We start from the raw sequence: 16,994 nt of genomic DNA on the forward strand, positions 1-16,994 counted from the left end.
CCATCCTAAAATTGTCTTAACTTTGTGAGGAGTAAAGACAATATCAAACACGTTAATTTAGCTTTAAAGATATTTAATTTGACCGGTAAACCATTATTACCATTAACATGCTATATTATTTAAAAATTCATTAAAACGTTTTTCTTATATCTCATTAAATTACTACCATTTACATCAGTTGAAAAACCGAATTTCTCATAATATCCAACTAATCTTTCAGGACAATATAGTTCAACTCTATCTACTTCACGAACGAGTGGGTGTTCTAAAATACTATTCATTAATATAGTACCGATACCACTATTTCTAGAATTCTCTTTAGCAATAACATCAAAAATAAACGCTCGATAAAGTGTATCTGTAATCACTCTTGCAAATCCAATTAATTCTTCTGTATCCTTATCTATTAATCCAATTACCACACCGCTGTTTTCTACCATTTTTCTAATTTCTGAAAGCTGACGATCTTTCGTCCACCATTCATTTTTAAATAAACTATGTACTTCTTTTAATTGGTCTTCGTCAAATTCCTCAATAATTTTATAATTCATTTCCTCATGACCCCCAAAATAAATTCATTATTAAATATTCTTTGCATTTTCCCTATTAACATTTTTATAACTAAATTCTTCCTCCTAAAAAGAACATACTTTACTATATTCTACATTCGCTTTGGAAATCCTTTTTCTCATGCAGATAACTTCTTTGCTCAAAACTGTGGCTTAAGTTCTGAAAGCTTCTCTCTAGTCTCATTCTAAGCAGCAATATTTCTGTTATACTAGTAGTGAACTGGAGGTCCTATAATTGACAAAAAAAGATGAACAATTTATGGAAATAGCCATAAAAATGGCTTTACAAGCTAGAAAAGATGGAAATGAACCATTTGGTGCTATCTTAGTAAAAAATAACGAAATCGTAATGTATGGAGAAAATAAAATAAATAGTAATTGTGATCCTACACATCATGCTGAAATAGGGCTTATTCGTACTTATTGCTCTGAGAACAACATTTTTAATCTTAGTGAATATACTTTATATACCAGCTGCGAACCTTGTGTAATGTGTACAGGAGCAATGGTATGGTCTAATTTAGGCAAAATAGTCTATAGTGTTTCACATGATCAACTGGCAAAAATTGCAGGAAGTAATATTATGATTTCCTGTAAAGAAGTGATCGAAAAAAGCCCAAATAAGCCAGTAGTAGTAGAACAAGTTTTAAATGAGGAAGGGCTAAAAGTATTTGAAGGTTACACATTTTCCAATTAGTTTAGACAATCATCACAAATAACAAGATTTCCTGAAGTATAAAGGCGTTCCTACTAATTGTAGGAACGCCAATTTTATTATCCTTAACTCCATTTGAAATATAAAATACGCCACCACAATGTGATTCCTGGTAAAACACAGTATTATACAAATTACTCCGCATACTTTAATGAAAATAGGCATTAACCCTAACCTTGTGGCTAAATGATTATTTTCCTGCTATTTCCTTAATGCGTGCGATGCGTTCTGGATTATTGGATACAAGGTAGTCATCGTGTATTAAGCGATCGTAGCATAAAGAAAAGTATTGTTTTGCTTCCTCGTTTCTGTTTAGCAATAGGAAACACTCTGCGATTTCTTCCAATACATATCCATCGGGATTGGTGGTTTGTTTCGTTTCTGCAAGTAATTCCTTCTGAATTGCAAAAGACTCTTCCACTTGACCTATTAAACGCAGCACCTTGGCTACGCACCATTTTGCAACAAACACCGAATTGGAGTTACCTTGCTCCATACGGAAATCCAACGCACGCTTAAATAATTCAAGGGCTTCTTCCAAATTTCCATTCTCCACTTTTGCCCAACCGATGTTATTATATAACGAACCTAACCAACGGCTAGCTTTAGGATGCTTTTCGGCATACTCTAGCGCCTTCATATTCCATTCCATTCGTTTCTCGGAAGTTACTTCTGCAATTCCCAACATATGCGCTGCATCAACAGCATAATCATCCTCACCAAATTGGATTCCTAATTCCCATGCGTGGAGGAATTGCGGAATAGCGTCCAGTGGTCGTGAGGAGGAATTAAAAACTCGACCTCTTTCCAGAAAATATCTAATTCTAGCTACAATTAAATCTTTGTTTAATAAACTCTCTGCACGATCAAGCGTCTCATGAGCCAATTCATATTTAGCTTGTAATCCTTGAGAACGTGCAATTTGAGTCAAAAGTTCCGCTAAATAGCCAATGTTTCCTGAGTCCTCTGCTTGCTTTTGCAAACGGAGAAATTTCTGCTCGGTTTCTTCAGGATGATTGTAATCCCAAAGCGTATCAAAGTTTGACATAATTCACTCTCCAAATAGAATCATAATTTTAAGATTAGTATTACTTAAATACAACTTTACGTATTTAACAACATAGTAATTGAAGTTCCTTCTATTTCCACCTCTGTAAAGCCTAAGCTACGGTACAGATTTATAGCATTCGTATTGTCACCATCTACACTTAATGATAATGCTTTAAAGCTATTACTTTTTGCTTCATCTCTTATTGAATACATTAGTTGAGTACCAAGACCTTTTCCCCTTACTTCTTTTTTATAGCAATTCCTAACTCTGGCGTATACATCATTCACATAGCCATACCCTCGGTCTTCACTGCTAAATAATCTATACCATACTGCACCTACAGGAGTTCCTGAATTATCAATCGCTAATAAAGCTTTATCATCTTTTCGACCCCAGTTTTGGTGGTATTTCTTCAACTCATCTGTACAAAGCAGTTCATCAAGTGGTGGTTTTTTCTCTATCTCTATGTGAATTGACTCATAAAGCATCTCCATTAAAAAATTCTTTTCATTTTCTTTTATGTATCTAATTTCAAACAATTTTATCACCCCTAGAAATTACTTTTCATTTTTATTTCTATGTCAGTTACTTTTTTTCTTTTACAGCCAGTTTAACCGATATATTAATTTCTTCTGTAAACACGCCAGTTGGATCGATGGCCAATAGTTCTTCTTTTAAATGCTCTTCAAACGAATCCACATTTTCTCCAAGAAATCGTTTAGAACCATAAGAAGTCGAGTAGTGATTGCCGATTATAGAATCGATTGTCCAACAATGCGCATAGGGTGGGATCTGATGAACTTCTAAACCAAAATTTGAATTTGCAATTATTTCCTGGTGTGTAATTTCCGGATGGGAATAAATCGTATTACCTGCTCTTCTTTCATTTCCATACCAATGGTTTACTACATCTTTCACTTTCATTTGCCACGGTAAAAGTATTCCATTTGGAGAAAAATTGTCTATGATAGCTATACCACCGCCAACAGAGATCATTTCATATAAATGATCTAGAACGACTGGTCTATCCATCCAGTGAAAAGCCTTTGCAATAATTACCATTCTGAACTCATCATTGGATTGGCTTTTATATTTTTCAATGTCCCCATTAAACCACTCTATATTTTCTATCCGATATTCTCTGCTAAGATTTTGTGCTAGTTGAATCATTTCAGGTTCCATGTCGACTCCAACTATTTTTTCAACCCAATCTGAAAACCTTAAAGCTAGTCTTCCATCCCCACAGCCTAAATCTAACATTCGGCCATTTCCATCCAAATAAATCTAGTTATTAAAAATCTTATCAAGGAAGCAGAATATATTGGCCTATATCGTGAATAATATAATGCTGCACCTTTAAATAAATCCTCACCGTAATTTACCAATTAACAATTGCCTCCTGAATTTTCGAAATGATTGTAGCTAGCTAATGTGATGTTGCTGGCTATTTTCCACTTAATAAGATTAATTACTAATCGACTTTTCCTTTAATTCTTTTCATATACCTTATTCATCTATTATTTTTATTCCTTCAGCAAGATTCCAGTATTGCAAAAGTTCCAACTAATTTATAATTCACTAAAATTTTATAGACAATATAAATTTATCGGAGTGAAAATTGGAAATATAAAAGATAGTGAAGCATGTCTCTTTTTTCACAGAAAAAGCATTATTTAACCATAACAATAAAATCCGAAAAATTTGTTGTAAATTCATTTTTCCTAACGAATCCAAGCTTTTCATATAAATGAATAGCTCGTTGATTAAACGTTGCTACAGTCAATCTAATAGGAGTACCAGAATGATTATTTTCTATATGACCTAGAATAAATGAGCAAAATTCAAAACCGTTACCTTTACCTACAAGTTTCGGACTCATACCTAACCCTATATCCACGAAGTCATCTGAATAGACACCAAATTTGTTTCCAACTGGAACTTGTGCAAATTCCCCAATGCAAAAAAATCCTAACAATGCTTTATTTTGATTGAAAAGTGCATAGTAAAAACCATCTAGCATTTCCTTAATAGATTCATCCGTCAATTCATTATTATAGAAATCATATGGTTGCTCGTATTTCCAACCAAGTATTTTTTTCGCTATCTGCTCACTCATATTTTCAATACATATTTCCAACTTTACACCACCCATTAGTTATGTGATTCATCCATTTTTTTAGTTTCCAAGAACAAACAATATCACTTGAAAAAGATTGATACAATAATAAAACCGATTATTAAAACAAGAATAAGTACCCCTGTACTTCTCCAACCCATATCCATAAAACTACCACTACTTGCTCGATTAAAAGCATCATTTAAATTCCCAGCTGGATTCCTTTTCAATTCTTCTAGTCTTAATCTTTCTCTTCTATTTTCAGGTGTTTCCTTGTCTGTATTCATCTGAACACCTCCTTTTTATGAAGGAAAAAACTCCATAGGTTCTTTACAATGCTTATAACCATTTCGCTTATAGTAATCAATGCTATCATCACTTGGTCAAACGATGATAAATTCGTACTTCTCCCTCTCTACCCATTCGTTTATAGCTGTGATCAATTTACTTCCTATGCCCTTATTTCTAAAATGCTTAATTGTATAGACATTTGTCATAAACGCAAATGGATGAGTTCTCCTACCAGGACGTGGTACTTTTTGTATTAATTCTATGTAGATATGAGATACGATTTTTGAGTTTTCCTCTGCAACCCAAATAAACCAGGTTTCACTATCGAAAGCTTTTTCTAAAAAGTCCTGACACTCTATTTTAAAAGCTTCTAAATCGCTCTCATCAAAAATTTTCGCTTGATTATCTTCCAGTGTGAAATCCCATCTCATATGAATCAACCGGCCAATATCTTTACTTTCAGCGAGCCTAATATTCATTATTCTTCCCTCTTTTTCTATTAAGTTAAGGAATTTTCAAGAAATTCAATACTTCCCTAATAAATTTATCCGTTTCCTCTAATTCCGGAAAATGAGCACTGTGATTAAACAATTTCCATTCACTGTTTGCTAGGTTTCTATTAATAATATTAGAGATAGGAATCCCCGTATTTCGATCATGAACTCCAGTAATAAGTAATGTTTTATGTGGAATATCTTGAAGTCTTTCATATAAAGGTATTTCTGCCGGGTTTTCCTGCAAAGCTTCTAGCATCAGTCCTGTATTATGCAAATTACTTTCCTTTGCCAATTCTCGGTATTTTCTAGCTATATCTTGATTCACAAAGAATAATCGGTCAACTGTATCATTATCAACAGTTCCCCATACCTTTTTGTATTTAGTTTCAATTGAGGTGTCTTCCTCTAGTATTTCTTCCATTTTTTGTACTAAAGGAGGATCTGCTATCGACACGAAACCAGCTATTTGTACCATATATTGGGTCTTTAAAGCCATTAAGCTTGGCCCAGATAGTACTAATTTGTTCATTATAGTTGGAATTGCATAACTAAATTCAAGTGCTAGTTCCCCACCAAATGAGTATCCTAATAAATCAACTTTATTGATACCCATCCACCGAAGAATTTTCGTGAAGTCATCAATTAATTCATGAATAGAATAAGCATTATCGGAATTAGGTTTGCCACTTCTTCCGCATCCACGCTGTTCGTAATATACAACTGTTCTTTCTTTAGCAAGATATGGACCAACTGTTCTTTCAAATGTATATAGGTTTCCTCCTGGACCACCATGAATAACAATTAACGGGATCGTATTATTTTCTTTCCCTTCAACTTTTATCCAATGTAGGATTCCATTGATAACTACTTGATATTCACCATTTTCAATTTTCATATGTACTCCTTCTTATATCCGTATGAAATACTAAGCATTTGTAACAACAGTGTCAATTCGGCATTCTCCAATTTGCTTAATTAATCCAAAATAATGGTACAAAGCCAATCAAAGATAATAAAGCTACCATTCTATTTTCACAAAATGACCTTTCTTACTATCTCTATATCATACTTACGTTTCCAAATATAATAAGTTCCATTATTCCAAAAATTACTTTCACATCTGACTGAACATTAGCACAAACGTATGATTCTTATTAGATTTCCAGTCGAATAATTTTCTTTATTACACAAAAAAGGATCAGAAAAATCTGATCCTTTTGTTAATCGTTTCTATTCTTATTTCATGAGTTCTGTATAAGTTGCCAACCATTCGTCTAAATCATTTTTCTTCAGTGGTTCTTGAACTTTCTCCTTGAATTGTACAGGGTCAATTAAATTAGATAGATTGCTGTTGAACCACTTTTCTACATTGCTACGTTGAACTGTAAAAGACTTACCCGGAAAACGCATCTCGATTTGCTGTAAATTTTTAATGAGGACAAAAGCAGCTGTCGTATTATATATAACCGCCTGTTGTATAGTACGTTCGGATTCGCCTTCCGAAGAGCCGTAATTAGTAATGAGTAGAAAATGACCTGAATCTATTTCAAATGTTCCAAGATGCTGTTTTAATGGCAAATTGCCAAATAGGTTAAAATCATTACTAGCATTCCCCATATAAAGATTTTCATATTTAAGCACTTTTTCATAATCATGCGTTTCTGGATCGAGTTGCTTCAAGTTCTCTTCTTCTCGAAGTTTTTCCTGACCTGGAAAATAAACCATTTGCATCCAGATGAAAGGAATAAGACCCACTACAAATAAACCTATGATCCATTTATTCTTCATCTGTATCAACAATCCTTTTCAATTTATTCATTAGAAGAGGAAGAATAATTGTGATAAGGGGAATTGCGTACATCAAACAAATTCCCGCAAATTCGTATGGTCCATTAATAGAAATTGGTCGCCAAAACCAGATATTACTACCAAAAACTAGCGCCGTTGTCATTCCCCATTTCATAAGAATAAATAAAGACCAAATAATCCAACTATATTTTCTCCATACAGCAATTTTGAAAAGATTTATGTTTACAGTATATTTATTAAGAAACCCTCGACTAAAATATAGAACCAAATAAATTACGCCTATTAGAATAATGATAATGAAAAGAATCCAAGAAGTACCTCTTACTGAACTGAATATACTTAAAGGAATGGTAAGAATCCATGCAAATAGTGTGTAGATAAGCGTCCATTGCATCAATTCCATAATAATATTACTGATCTGTACCGATTTTACTCCATCGATTAGATCATCCAGTTTCTCCATCTTTCCAATACTAACTCGGAATGCTTCATCAAATGATATGTCCTTCTTTTGCAAGTCCTCTATTTCTGCTTCTAAATTGCCTATTACTTCTTCTTTTAATTCCAAAGTTTCATCTGTTTTAGGATATTTAGCAAACATTTTATCAACATGTTTTCTAACATCATTCATTTTTCTCACTCCTTTCTTGAACTAACCGATCAATTAATTCTTTCGCTCTATTCCACGCTAATAAATTTTCCATGAATGCAGTTGAACCTTCATCCGTTAGTGCATAGTACTTTCTACGACCACCTTGCGACTGATCGCCCCAATATGCTTTTATAAAACCGGCTTTTTCAAGTCTTTTTAAACTACTATATAGCGTAGGTTCTTTTAAAATGTACTCTCCTGAACTTCCTTCAGAAATGGCTTTCATAATTTCATAGCCATAATTGTCTCCATTTTTTAAAACACGCAAAATAATTGTGTCGATATTTCCACGTATCAAATCGGCACTTACTTCATTTCCAGACACAATCATCACCTCTAATTAGAATGTATAACATATTACTGTGTGTGTCAATGTAATTTGTGTAACTTGGTAATATTAAAAAGCCAACTCACCAGAAGGCGAATTGGCTTTACAATTGAATCGGGTTATCATAAATCTGATTTATACATTGTAAGTAAGGAACAATATTTCTACATGGAAATTAATCCCATTAATAATTTTTCGATAAAATTCAAACTCCTGATGAAAACATAAACAGCTAATGGAATAAGTAATATAAAAAATGTCAAAATTAATAAGAACGCTTGTCTATATTTCAAATAGTAATACAAAGCTAATGAATGTAAAAAAATTGCTATTACGCAAACACTAGCAATCCAAAATGATTTTACAAAACTCACCTCATTTTTTAATAAGGCGACCTTTAGTTCATTTTCAGTTGTGACTTTGAAATCAAATTGTTCTTTTTGTATTAAACCTTTTTTAATTAAAGTTACTTTTTCTTGATTTACGTTTTGAAGTGAGTAACCACCTGGATAAATTTCTAGAAAAAATGAAATTGCACCTATAAATATTACTATTAACACTAAAATAGAAGTAAACAATCTAAGTTGCTTAATAGAAAAACTTCTTTTAAACAACGAATTTCCCTCCTTCTCAAGATGACACACGTCATTTTCCTACCACATTTCCCCAATATTTTCAGACTGATCAATGGCTACTTCTATATTCAGTGAAATAAGGGTACAATTATTAGAAGAAGGATTGAACAAGAAACCAGTGAAATACTCACTCTTTTAGACAATTTTACTTGTCCCTCACCTTTGTAGAAGCCAGAGAATTGTAGCTTATTCCTATAGAGCACAAAAAACATTATAAAAATTGCCACACCCGGTAGAAATCCTAAATAAGAATTCCCAAAATCAACTTTGAAAATTCCATAAATATTATTTATAAAAAATCCCATAAAAACACCCGAAATACCGAGTAACAAGATAATTCGAATTAATTCTAAAATGATTCTCAACATAAACCCTCCTATTTAAAATAATTGGATTAGCATATATACCTTGTGTGCTTAATGAACCTCTAAGTGTTTGGTACAATTATATAGATTACAGTCCCACTTATTTTCGTAATTTTCTAGAATGGTTATTGATGTATTTTCAATGTATGTAGTTGGAAACATCTTAGGTAACAAGTGTTGTAATGTAAGTCCAATTAAAGCGCCATGGCTTACTACCAATATTCGCTTATCTTTATATGTAATTACTGCTTCATCTAAAAATTCTAATCCTCTTTTTGCTACTTCTTCAATTTTTTCTAAACCCAGATCTAAATCTCTCCAATTGATTCCCCACTTTTGAAATCGTTCTTCTTCCGTTGTTCCTTCTATTTCACCACAATTGATTTCACGAATTCTTTGGTCGTAAATAGAAATAGGCATATTTAATTTATTTGCGATTATTTGTGTAGTTTCTTTAGCACGAGTTAAATTGCTTGAAATGATGACATTCCATTTCTCCTCTAGGGAAAGCCTATCTGCTAATGCATGAGCTTGCTTTATACCAATTTGGTTTAAAGGAATATCAGATATCCCCTGCGCTCTTCTAAGTTCATCCCATTCTGTCATACCATGCCTGATTAAACCTACTGTTGTCACGTGTATCACCAACTATCTTAGTTTTTTGCTCGTATAAAAAACTTTACTTTTTATCTTTAATTTCTGTAAGAAGTTCTGTTACACGATCGTTTTGATTTACTATTGTTTTTAACAGTTTTTCAATTGCCCTTAAAGAAAGTAAGATACAAAAAACAAAGAAAATAAGTAACCCTAGAATAAAGGTAATTTGAATTACCTCCTTCAATGAGTAGAATACAACTTACCAATATTATACACTAATTCCAACCTACTTCTTTTAAAAACCTTTAAATTCGCTGAAAATATTGTAAGAAAAAACCTATTCCAACTAAAATTTTGCAAACCACTATATTTTGCGATTTTGACAGGGAGTTTTGCGATTTGAGCGTATTATTTTGCGATTCCAGCATCCTATTTTGCGATTTGAACTCTATAACTTGCGATTCGGTAGTTCAACCTATTAAAGTAGCTGAATCTTAGCCTTCACTGGACCCTATAGATAACAATTCTAGAAAGTTCTAATCGAGGCAAAAGAAAAAGCACCCAATAGGATGCTAGAAATTTATATTTTTTGTTTAATTCTATGAAGTTCCAGATCGTGTAACTGGGATTTTTCCAATAAGTATGCTGTTTTAGTCTCTATTGTTGCTAGCGTTTCCGTCGTATGAGCGATTTGTTGTCCAAATTAGGTATACCATCTAACTTTTCTTCAACTCTGTCCAGTCGTGTATTTACCGCTTCGAAACCTGTTTTCATTTCTTGTTTTGTTTCTACTAATTCTTGTTTCATTCCATTCATTTCTTGTTTCATTTCTTGCACTTCTTGTTTCACTTCTTGCATATCTTTTTTCATTTCAACTAATATTTTTAATACTTGATCTTCCACGGTTATCACTCCTTTTGTAGATTATAACATATTCAGGTTGATTGGTTTCTGCCCATTCAAAAACTTCTACAATACTTCTATGGTTTACATATCCCATCCAATCGATAGGATATATCTTTTCATTTCCCATTGCAGCACTAAGACGAAAGCCAATCTAGTTACCTCCTTTCATTTCAAACTAAAACTCTCCTGGATATTCTTCTTTTAACTTTTTGAGCAATTTGTTTCGTATTGGTGCGTTAAAAATTTGCTCTTCTTCAAGCAGTATTTTATAACCAGGAACAGGAAATCCAGAATTTATTAAACGAAGCGCTTCTGCAAAATTCACAGCTCTATCTATGTTGTATACTGGGGCTTTCTTCGCTTCTACTTCGACAATTTCTGAATATTTTAAAGCTTTTTCTGTGTCGTATAAAAGAAAAATTTCCGCCAACTGCATTACATTAGCTAAATACACCTGATTTTCCTTATCTTGTATTTCAATATTCAATAATTTTATTGCATTTTCATACAATCCATGTTCCAAATAGATTTGTACTAAAAGCGAATTTGCGTATTCAATATCTTCTTTAAAGCCAACGTTTTTTATTTCAGTTAATAATTTTTCTGCTTCCTTGTATCGATGAGCCAAAATAGCACTTGAAACGAGAGCAAATTTTTCGGTTATCTCTTCCTCTTTCAATTGAAGTTCTTTTAAAAAGGTTTGCTTAAACTCATTTAAATTCTTACCAGTAATTTGTTCAAGATTGTAATAAAAATCATTCACCGTTTTTGAAATGAGAAGTTTTGGAATTATTGCCGAACCATAATCGTTTACTAATGCTTTCACTGCAAAATAGCTCTGAAGATATGGAATATAATCTTCTCTCGCTGCATGAAAACTATCACTTGAGTCCAGCAAATGAAAATCAGCAATATTTTTTAATTCGGTTACACTACTTATTTGTCCATTCTGATAACCTATTAATACACAAACCCCTTCATTAAACCATAAAGGTACTTGTTTAGAACTTTGGTCAAGGTGGTTCATCTTAGAGAACTGTTGAATTCTGTAATGTGTATATTCGTGTATTAGATTTTGCTTCCAATTATCATTAGAATTTGTATCTATTTTAAGTACATTAATAGACTTGTTAAAATAATCATAATAACCAGTAACATCAACAAAATCTGATTTTGCTTGGAGACTAGAACTATCATTATAAATTTCTATCGTTAATTGGTCTTTCAGTTCGCTTCCAAAAAGTGCATCCATAGATGATTTCTTTTCCAAAAGCAACGCTTCAAACTGTTCAACGGTATCTCTGTTTTCCGGATGAAACACGTATGTAATTCCTTTTCTTTTCTCTTTTACAACATCTTTTTGTGTAGATTGATAAGTAAAAAAGTTTAATACGAGACGTGTTTTTTCACTAAAAGTTGGATTTTCTAAAGTGTCTTCCATCGCATTATTTGTTATGGTAAATAGAAAAATGAACAACGCTAAGAATAGGGTACCTAATAGTAAGCCCCCTACTTCCATTCTATTATAGAGCTTCCACTTTAGTATCTTACCTTTCACCAGTCCATATATACTTACCGGAAAAGTAAGAGCATTCAGAACAAATAAAACGATTCCTACTATAATACCTATTTTCATCGATTGATTAATTAATAGTAAGCAGCTTATGATAGATAATAAGATGAATAGAATCAATATAGCTATTAATTTCCAAAAAACTTTCATTGTAATCCCCAGTTCTTAGTCCTACATTATTTTGTTAGGAAAGATTTAGACATATAGTAAGCACTCACGGTAAAAAACTGATTTATCTCTCCGCTAGCAATCATCGCTTCCATTTCATTTAGATCAACCAAATGTACATCAATAAATTCTGTAGGATCTAATTCTTGCTCAAACGCTTTATATGCATCTACAATTAAAAATGTGATTACTTTATTCGTTTGTGTTGCTGGATTCACATAAAACTCACCTAATAATATTGGCTCCTTTTCCGTAATAAAGCCTGTTTCTTCCCTTACCTCTCGCAAAATAGCTTCTTCACATGCTTCATTTCCTTCCGGTTTTCCAGCTGGAATTTCTAAGAAGAAGTCTTGTGCTGCATATCTATATTGTTTGACGAGTACAATCTGCTTCTGCTTTGTGAGAACAATTGCATTCACCCAGTCTGCGTATTCGTTGACATAATAATTCTCAATTATTTGTCCATCTGGAAGCTCACAATCGTCTTTCCGTAAATTTCCGAAAGGAGTTTTAAAGACATAACTTGAATTTAGCGTTTTCCAACTATTCATTAAGTTTTCCCCTTTGTTGAAGTGAACTTTTCAAAATTGCTTAGTGTGAACTATGCGCTCTGCTTAATAGCATTAGAACTTAAGCTCTTTCCCACATTCTGAACAATACTTTGCAGTTCGTTCGGCTTGATGGCCACAAGCCGAACAGAAGTGACCAGATTCAGAAAACCCCTCTTTTAAACCTTGTCCTACAGCTTTCATTTGATCTCTCAAAATGTCTTCATTGAGTTTTTGAATTTTCTTGCGATAAGCTACCCCTGTCAGAACAAAACCAACAAAGATTAAAGGCATCGAAACAAATGGTAACCAGGAATAGTGCGGCATTTCAAAAAAATCTAAAGTAAAAAAATCATATAAAGCAAAACTTAGCCCTGCAATGCCAACCAATACTATAAACGGACCAATAAGTTTCATCGTTACTCCCCCAAATATCAATTTAAGTCATCTGTAGAAATTACGTAACATTAGAAAAATTCATACAATCCCCTGTCGAAGTAATCAAATTCCTCTTCCGTGATGGTTTCTCCTTCATACCCCTTATAAAAAGCTTGTAACATCTCTTCATTGTTTCTGATGGAACGAGTGGCTAATGCAATATCATAGCGAGGGTCCCCATATGCTGAACCAGCTAAATCAATAAACGTGCCTACTCTTCCATTTGAAACAAGCACATTATCTATGGTGCAATCACCATGGATCAACGTTTGTTTGAATGGAATAGGTTTATGCTTTTTTAATTTATCCAGTAATGGTTGATCCCCATCTACCTCGTAGTTTTGTAAATTATATATAGCTTTTTCCAATTGTTCATCAAGCCAAGATTCCTTTGTAACCCACGATGTTGGTGGCTTTGTTTCATGCAATTGCTTTAAAAGTGCGCCGAAACTTTCGAGAAGTGCATATTTTTCTTGATCTGATTCTGCTTTCAAAAGTGCTTCCCTTAGTGGAATTCCTTTTTCTAGACTCATTAGTAAAAAACTCTCTTCATTATTTTCAACAAATTGATAGAAAGTTGGAATAGGTAAGTTTGTTTGCTCTTTCCAATGCTTCATTACCCTCGCTTCCTCTAAGAGCCATTCCCTGTAAGGAGATGTTTGTGCAGCTTTACAAACAAACTGGCCATTATCCGTATGTAAAAAAATCACTTCTGATGTAGCACCTTGTCTTTTAGGAAATGAAAAAGAATGTATTTTACCTATAATTGTTTCAAATTGGTCGAGAATAGCTGGATTAATAGATTTGTTCATAATTATCTCCTTTTTAATTCGCATTGGCACAAAAAAATAAGTAAATACATATCATGCAAAGAGTGTGAAAACCAACACATTACAATTGTTAAAAGGCAGGTTGAGTTATGGATTCTTCTATTGACTACACTTCACCATCAACCCATTTCACTTATGATGTAAATAAAAGTCCATTCTTTAAAAAAGATAACTATAACTTTATGAATATTTTAGGAATTCAACAATTAAATACATTGGAAAATACATCTTTATTAGATATTTTTCTTAGTGCAGACAATAATATAGAGCCACATTACCACCCAAATGCCGCAGAGTTAGTATATTGTATCTCTGGTGCAATAACTGTGTCCATACTCAATCCATTTACAAAGCAATTTCAACATTATGCGATTACCCCTGGCCAAGTGGCGAACATCCCACAAGGTTGGTGGCATTATCAAATGGCTACAGAGGATAGAACACATATATTAGCCATTTTTAATGCACCAACTCCTGAAGTAATTCTCGGTTCGGATATATTGAAATTGACCCCATCAAGTATTATGGCTTACACCTATGGAATGGACAAAAATCAATGGAAAAAAGCCATTGCTCCAGTTTTGCCCTCTACCTATATCGGCCCACAGAAGAGTTGGAATAAAACCGGAGATAGTAATGCGCAAAATTATGCAAATACCTTTAATCAATACGGTAATCCAGGCTATACAATTCAAGAATTTGATCCCTATAACAATCCTACTAACTTGTAGCTGTTCAAGATTTCAGATTTATCCTTCTTAAATGGCCAAATCCCTCTATATTTTGACTATTTTTTCACAATTGAAATTACATTAGTATCTAATCCTAATCTTTCTTTCAATTCATCTGTAATTGAAAAAAAAATAGTTGTACCGCTTTTTACTTCTAAATACTGATACTGAATCGCAGTTACAACTGTCCCATCCCTCCAATTTGTTTCCGTTGAGGCTGGCTTAAAATCTTGTATATGTTTTTCATAACTTCCACTTATTGCGCCTTTGCTATATATTTCAACTGGTAGCGCATTATTAGCAGGTTGTCTTTCAGATAAAGAAATCTCAATATTATCTTCTTGAATCTCTATTTTCCCATCCTTAGGCATTGTTTGACCGTTTACTTCTAAAGTGTATTCCCATTGCTTTTTTGCCAATACAAGTACTTCTTTATCACTTAAATAATCCAATGCATCTTGACTGAATTGTTGAAAGTAAGTTATTTGTTCTCCTGCATATTTCAGTTTTAATTGAGTTGAATTCAACTTGGTTAACAATTCGTCATTTTCCTTTTCTAATTTTTTGATTTGAGCTTCTTGTGCTTCTATTAATAATTGATCTTCATTTAATGTTTCATTATTTTCATTCACACTAGTATTCTCACAACCGAAAAATAGAATTGATACTCCTATCAGCGCTAGAATAGTAACTATCTTCTTCAAGCGTAACCCACCCCCTTTTTCAACTTCAAATGACTTTACGATAAATGCGGTATGTATAAGCATTCCACTCTTCGCATAATTCTTTCCAGTGTATGATTTTCCATGGATTGAAGAAGGTTTGACCGTTTTTATTGAAATATAATTGATTTCCAATATGGTAAGCTGCATGCTGAATCACGCCCCCATCATTTATCCATGTCACTACATCACCTTCTTGTAGTCCTTCTTGTGTTATGGAATAGTGTGCATTTTTAAGCCCTAGTGCAAAAGTGCCTTGGTGCACCCATTCGTGTATCATCCAGGCATTTCTCTCTGAATGATTACTAACTGCATAAAGAGTCGCAGCTAGACAGTTGGCACCAGCTTCAGTTGAAAATGAATTCGCATATTTCTTCAAATGTGCAGGAATATTAACTGGGACTTCTAAGCTGTCCCAACTATCCCATTCAAGAGCGTATGCTTGAATCGCATTCTTCTTGTTTGAAACGGACAACCTTTTCCACATATCATTTTGAAGAACAGCATATTGTACTCCCTTTTCTTTCACAATATATTCTGCAGGAACTTCATCAGGTTCAAAGAATAAAGAAAGTGGAAGTATTAAACCTCTGCCCATATCTACTTGAATTTGTAATAGAACTGATTTGACCTCCGAATTAAGGCTTGATATCCAATCAGGTTGAGCTACAATAACGTAACGAATATCATTAGAAATTCTCCAATACTCATAACTATTTACTAGCTGAATCTGAGAGTAGGAGGAATGATTGAAAAATTCATCTTTAGGAATGACTAATACGTCATGTAAATATTCTTCCAAATTTAGCAAGTCTTCTTCTCGTAGGAAAAACAAGTCTTCTTCAGGTACATATTTTTCTATCCAATGATCTATCTGTTCTTGTGATGGCTGTATTTGAACGTTCATTTTATAAACTCCCCTTATATAAAAATTAAGTATTGCAACTATTATTGATACGGTAGCTATTCCTTAAAAATTCTTCCATCTTCCTGTACTACTTTTACGTTTACTATTTTATATTCATAGTCTTTTTGCAACTTCATCGATCTAGTTTTTCAATAGCTTTTGAGATGAAAAATAAGCAAATGAAGCGATGAGTAATGTTCCTACTAAATACATCGTGGTGCTTCTACCAAAAATAGTTGCTGGATTTGAAGACGTTTTTTGCAAATAAAAATCGGGAGTATAAAACATTGTGAGTAGCAACCCAGAGAATAGTTGAAACAATAAAAGTAATAAAGCAAAAATAAATATAAATATAAAATATTTTTTCATTTTTCTCACCCCTCGCAATAAGTTCTACGGAATAGCTTTGGCAATGGTTTCACTTATTTTTGGATTGTTTTACCTAAAATAGTAATTTTGTTACTGACCATATTAGAGGTAGAAAATTGGAAAGAGTCCGACCCGTTCCCCTACGTCACTCAAAAATCAGACACTATTTTCGAATTG

Annotated in this window: 24 protein-coding genes; 2 read left to right on the top strand and 22 right to left on the bottom strand. The window is 33.1% G+C overall.

The genetic code is table 11. The features are described 5' to 3' along the window. Positions 1 to 119: 119 nt before the first annotated feature. Positions 120 to 551, bottom strand: coding sequence for a GNAT family N-acetyltransferase (locus ACEPXG_RS09400; protein WP_391209683.1), 432 nt, complete (start codon positions 549 to 551; stop codon positions 120 to 122). A gap of 253 nt (positions 552 to 804) precedes the next feature. Between ACEPXG_RS09400 and ACEPXG_RS09405 the strand changes: the two genes are divergently transcribed. After that, positions 805 to 1,266 (top strand): nucleoside deaminase, encoded by a 462-nt coding sequence (locus ACEPXG_RS09405; RefSeq protein WP_391209685.1) that lies wholly within the window; start codon positions 805 to 807, stop codon positions 1,264 to 1,266. A 208-nt stretch (positions 1,267 to 1,474) separates the two neighbouring features. Here the strand turns inward: ACEPXG_RS09405 and ACEPXG_RS09410 are convergent, their stop codons facing one another. From ACEPXG_RS09410 to ACEPXG_RS09495, 18 genes are all read right to left on the bottom strand, one after another. Beyond that, positions 1,475 to 2,332, bottom strand: coding sequence for a tetratricopeptide repeat protein (locus ACEPXG_RS09410; protein WP_391209686.1), 858 nt, complete (start codon positions 2,330 to 2,332; stop codon positions 1,475 to 1,477). Positions 2,333 to 2,388: 56 nt separating this feature from the next. After that, on the bottom strand, positions 2,389 to 2,874 hold the full coding sequence (locus ACEPXG_RS09415) for a GNAT family N-acetyltransferase (protein ID WP_391209688.1): 486 nt from the start codon (positions 2,872 to 2,874) through the stop codon (positions 2,389 to 2,391). Between the two features lie 46 nt (positions 2,875 to 2,920). After that, on the bottom strand, positions 2,921 to 3,595 hold the full coding sequence (locus tag ACEPXG_RS09420) for a class I SAM-dependent methyltransferase (protein ID WP_391209690.1): 675 nt from the start codon (positions 3,593 to 3,595) through the stop codon (positions 2,921 to 2,923). 409 nt (positions 3,596 to 4,004) lie between these two features. Continuing rightward, the gene (locus ACEPXG_RS09425) at positions 4,005 to 4,472 is read right to left on the bottom strand and encodes a GNAT family N-acetyltransferase (RefSeq protein ID WP_391209692.1); all 468 of its coding nucleotides are present in this window, start codon (positions 4,470 to 4,472) and stop codon (positions 4,005 to 4,007) included. A gap of 62 nt (positions 4,473 to 4,534) precedes the next feature. Further along, positions 4,535 to 4,738, bottom strand: a complete 204-nt coding sequence (locus ACEPXG_RS09430; RefSeq protein WP_391209694.1) for a DUF6366 family protein — start codon at positions 4,736 to 4,738, stop codon at positions 4,535 to 4,537. Between the two features lie 96 nt (positions 4,739 to 4,834). Then, positions 4,835 to 5,221, bottom strand: a complete 387-nt coding sequence (locus tag ACEPXG_RS09435) for a GNAT family N-acetyltransferase (protein ID WP_391209696.1) — start codon at positions 5,219 to 5,221, stop codon at positions 4,835 to 4,837. A 25-nt stretch (positions 5,222 to 5,246) separates the two neighbouring features. After that, positions 5,247 to 6,134, bottom strand: a complete 888-nt coding sequence (locus tag ACEPXG_RS09440; protein ID WP_391209698.1) for an alpha/beta fold hydrolase — start codon at positions 6,132 to 6,134, stop codon at positions 5,247 to 5,249. A 341-nt stretch (positions 6,135 to 6,475) separates the two neighbouring features. After that, entirely contained in the window at positions 6,476 to 7,027 is a 552-nt protein-coding gene (locus ACEPXG_RS09445; protein ID WP_391201327.1) for a DUF4825 domain-containing protein, read from the bottom strand. Then, positions 7,017 to 7,679 carry a hypothetical protein gene (locus ACEPXG_RS09450; protein ID WP_391201330.1) on the bottom strand — a complete coding sequence of 221 codons (663 nt, stop codon included), beginning with the start codon at positions 7,677 to 7,679 and terminating at the stop codon, positions 7,017 to 7,019. Before ACEPXG_RS09450 ends, ACEPXG_RS09445 begins: the two co-directional genes overlap by 11 nt. Further along, positions 7,672 to 8,025, bottom strand: a complete 354-nt coding sequence (locus ACEPXG_RS09455) for a PadR family transcriptional regulator (RefSeq protein ID WP_391201334.1) — start codon at positions 8,023 to 8,025, stop codon at positions 7,672 to 7,674. Before ACEPXG_RS09455 ends, ACEPXG_RS09450 begins: the two co-directional genes overlap by 8 nt. 167 nt (positions 8,026 to 8,192) lie before the next feature. Then, positions 8,193 to 8,642, bottom strand: a complete 450-nt coding sequence (locus ACEPXG_RS09460; protein WP_391201337.1) for a hypothetical protein — start codon at positions 8,640 to 8,642, stop codon at positions 8,193 to 8,195. Between the two features lie 437 nt (positions 8,643 to 9,079). Then, positions 9,080 to 9,664 carry a histidine phosphatase family protein gene (locus tag ACEPXG_RS09465; RefSeq protein ID WP_391201340.1) on the bottom strand — a complete coding sequence of 195 codons (585 nt, stop codon included), beginning with the start codon at positions 9,662 to 9,664 and terminating at the stop codon, positions 9,080 to 9,082. A gap of 627 nt (positions 9,665 to 10,291) precedes the next feature. Then, positions 10,292 to 10,528 (bottom strand): hypothetical protein, encoded by a 237-nt coding sequence (locus ACEPXG_RS09470; protein WP_391201343.1) that lies wholly within the window; start codon positions 10,526 to 10,528, stop codon positions 10,292 to 10,294. After that, positions 10,497 to 10,658, bottom strand: a complete 162-nt coding sequence (locus ACEPXG_RS09475; RefSeq protein WP_391201346.1) for a hypothetical protein — start codon at positions 10,656 to 10,658, stop codon at positions 10,497 to 10,499. Before ACEPXG_RS09475 ends, ACEPXG_RS09470 begins: the two co-directional genes overlap by 32 nt. Positions 10,659 to 10,706: 48 nt before the next feature. Then, entirely contained in the window at positions 10,707 to 12,254 is a 1,548-nt protein-coding gene (locus ACEPXG_RS09480) for a peptidase MA family metallohydrolase (protein ID WP_391201349.1), read from the bottom strand. Between the two features lie 26 nt (positions 12,255 to 12,280). Continuing rightward, a complete protein-coding gene (locus ACEPXG_RS09485; RefSeq protein WP_391201352.1) occupies positions 12,281 to 12,823 on the bottom strand; it encodes an NUDIX hydrolase in 543 nt (180 codons plus the stop codon). 72 nt (positions 12,824 to 12,895) lie between these two features. Further along, the gene (locus ACEPXG_RS09490; protein WP_391201355.1) at positions 12,896 to 13,237 is read right to left on the bottom strand and encodes a zinc-ribbon domain-containing protein; all 342 of its coding nucleotides are present in this window, start codon (positions 13,235 to 13,237) and stop codon (positions 12,896 to 12,898) included. 50 nt (positions 13,238 to 13,287) lie between these two features. Beyond that, positions 13,288 to 14,070 carry an aminoglycoside phosphotransferase family protein gene (locus ACEPXG_RS09495; RefSeq protein WP_391201358.1) on the bottom strand — a complete coding sequence of 261 codons (783 nt, stop codon included), beginning with the start codon at positions 14,068 to 14,070 and terminating at the stop codon, positions 13,288 to 13,290. A gap of 107 nt (positions 14,071 to 14,177) precedes the next feature. On the opposite strand from ACEPXG_RS09495, the gene ACEPXG_RS09500 reads away from it, so the two are divergent. Continuing rightward, entirely contained in the window at positions 14,178 to 14,819 is a 642-nt protein-coding gene (locus ACEPXG_RS09500; RefSeq protein ID WP_391201361.1) for a cupin domain-containing protein, read from the top strand. A 56-nt stretch (positions 14,820 to 14,875) separates the two neighbouring features. Here the strand turns inward: ACEPXG_RS09500 and ACEPXG_RS09505 are convergent, their stop codons facing one another. The 3 genes from ACEPXG_RS09505 to ACEPXG_RS09515 all read right to left on the bottom strand — a co-directional run bounded on the left by ACEPXG_RS09505 (position 14,876) and on the right by ACEPXG_RS09515 (position 16,817). Continuing rightward, entirely contained in the window at positions 14,876 to 15,523 is a 648-nt protein-coding gene (locus tag ACEPXG_RS09505) for a hypothetical protein (RefSeq protein ID WP_391201364.1), read from the bottom strand. A gap of 25 nt (positions 15,524 to 15,548) precedes the next feature. Beyond that, positions 15,549 to 16,448 (bottom strand): hypothetical protein, encoded by a 900-nt coding sequence (locus ACEPXG_RS09510; RefSeq protein WP_391201367.1) that lies wholly within the window; start codon positions 16,446 to 16,448, stop codon positions 15,549 to 15,551. A gap of 141 nt (positions 16,449 to 16,589) precedes the next feature. Next, positions 16,590 to 16,817: a hypothetical protein gene (locus ACEPXG_RS09515; protein ID WP_391201370.1), complete on the bottom strand. Its 228-nt coding sequence runs from the start codon at positions 16,815 to 16,817 to the stop codon at positions 16,590 to 16,592. Positions 16,818 to 16,994 lie beyond the last annotated feature (177 nt).

The organism is Psychrobacillus sp. L4, from assembly GCF_042944905.1.
GTDB lineage: Bacteria > Bacillota > Bacilli > Bacillales_A > Planococcaceae > Psychrobacillus.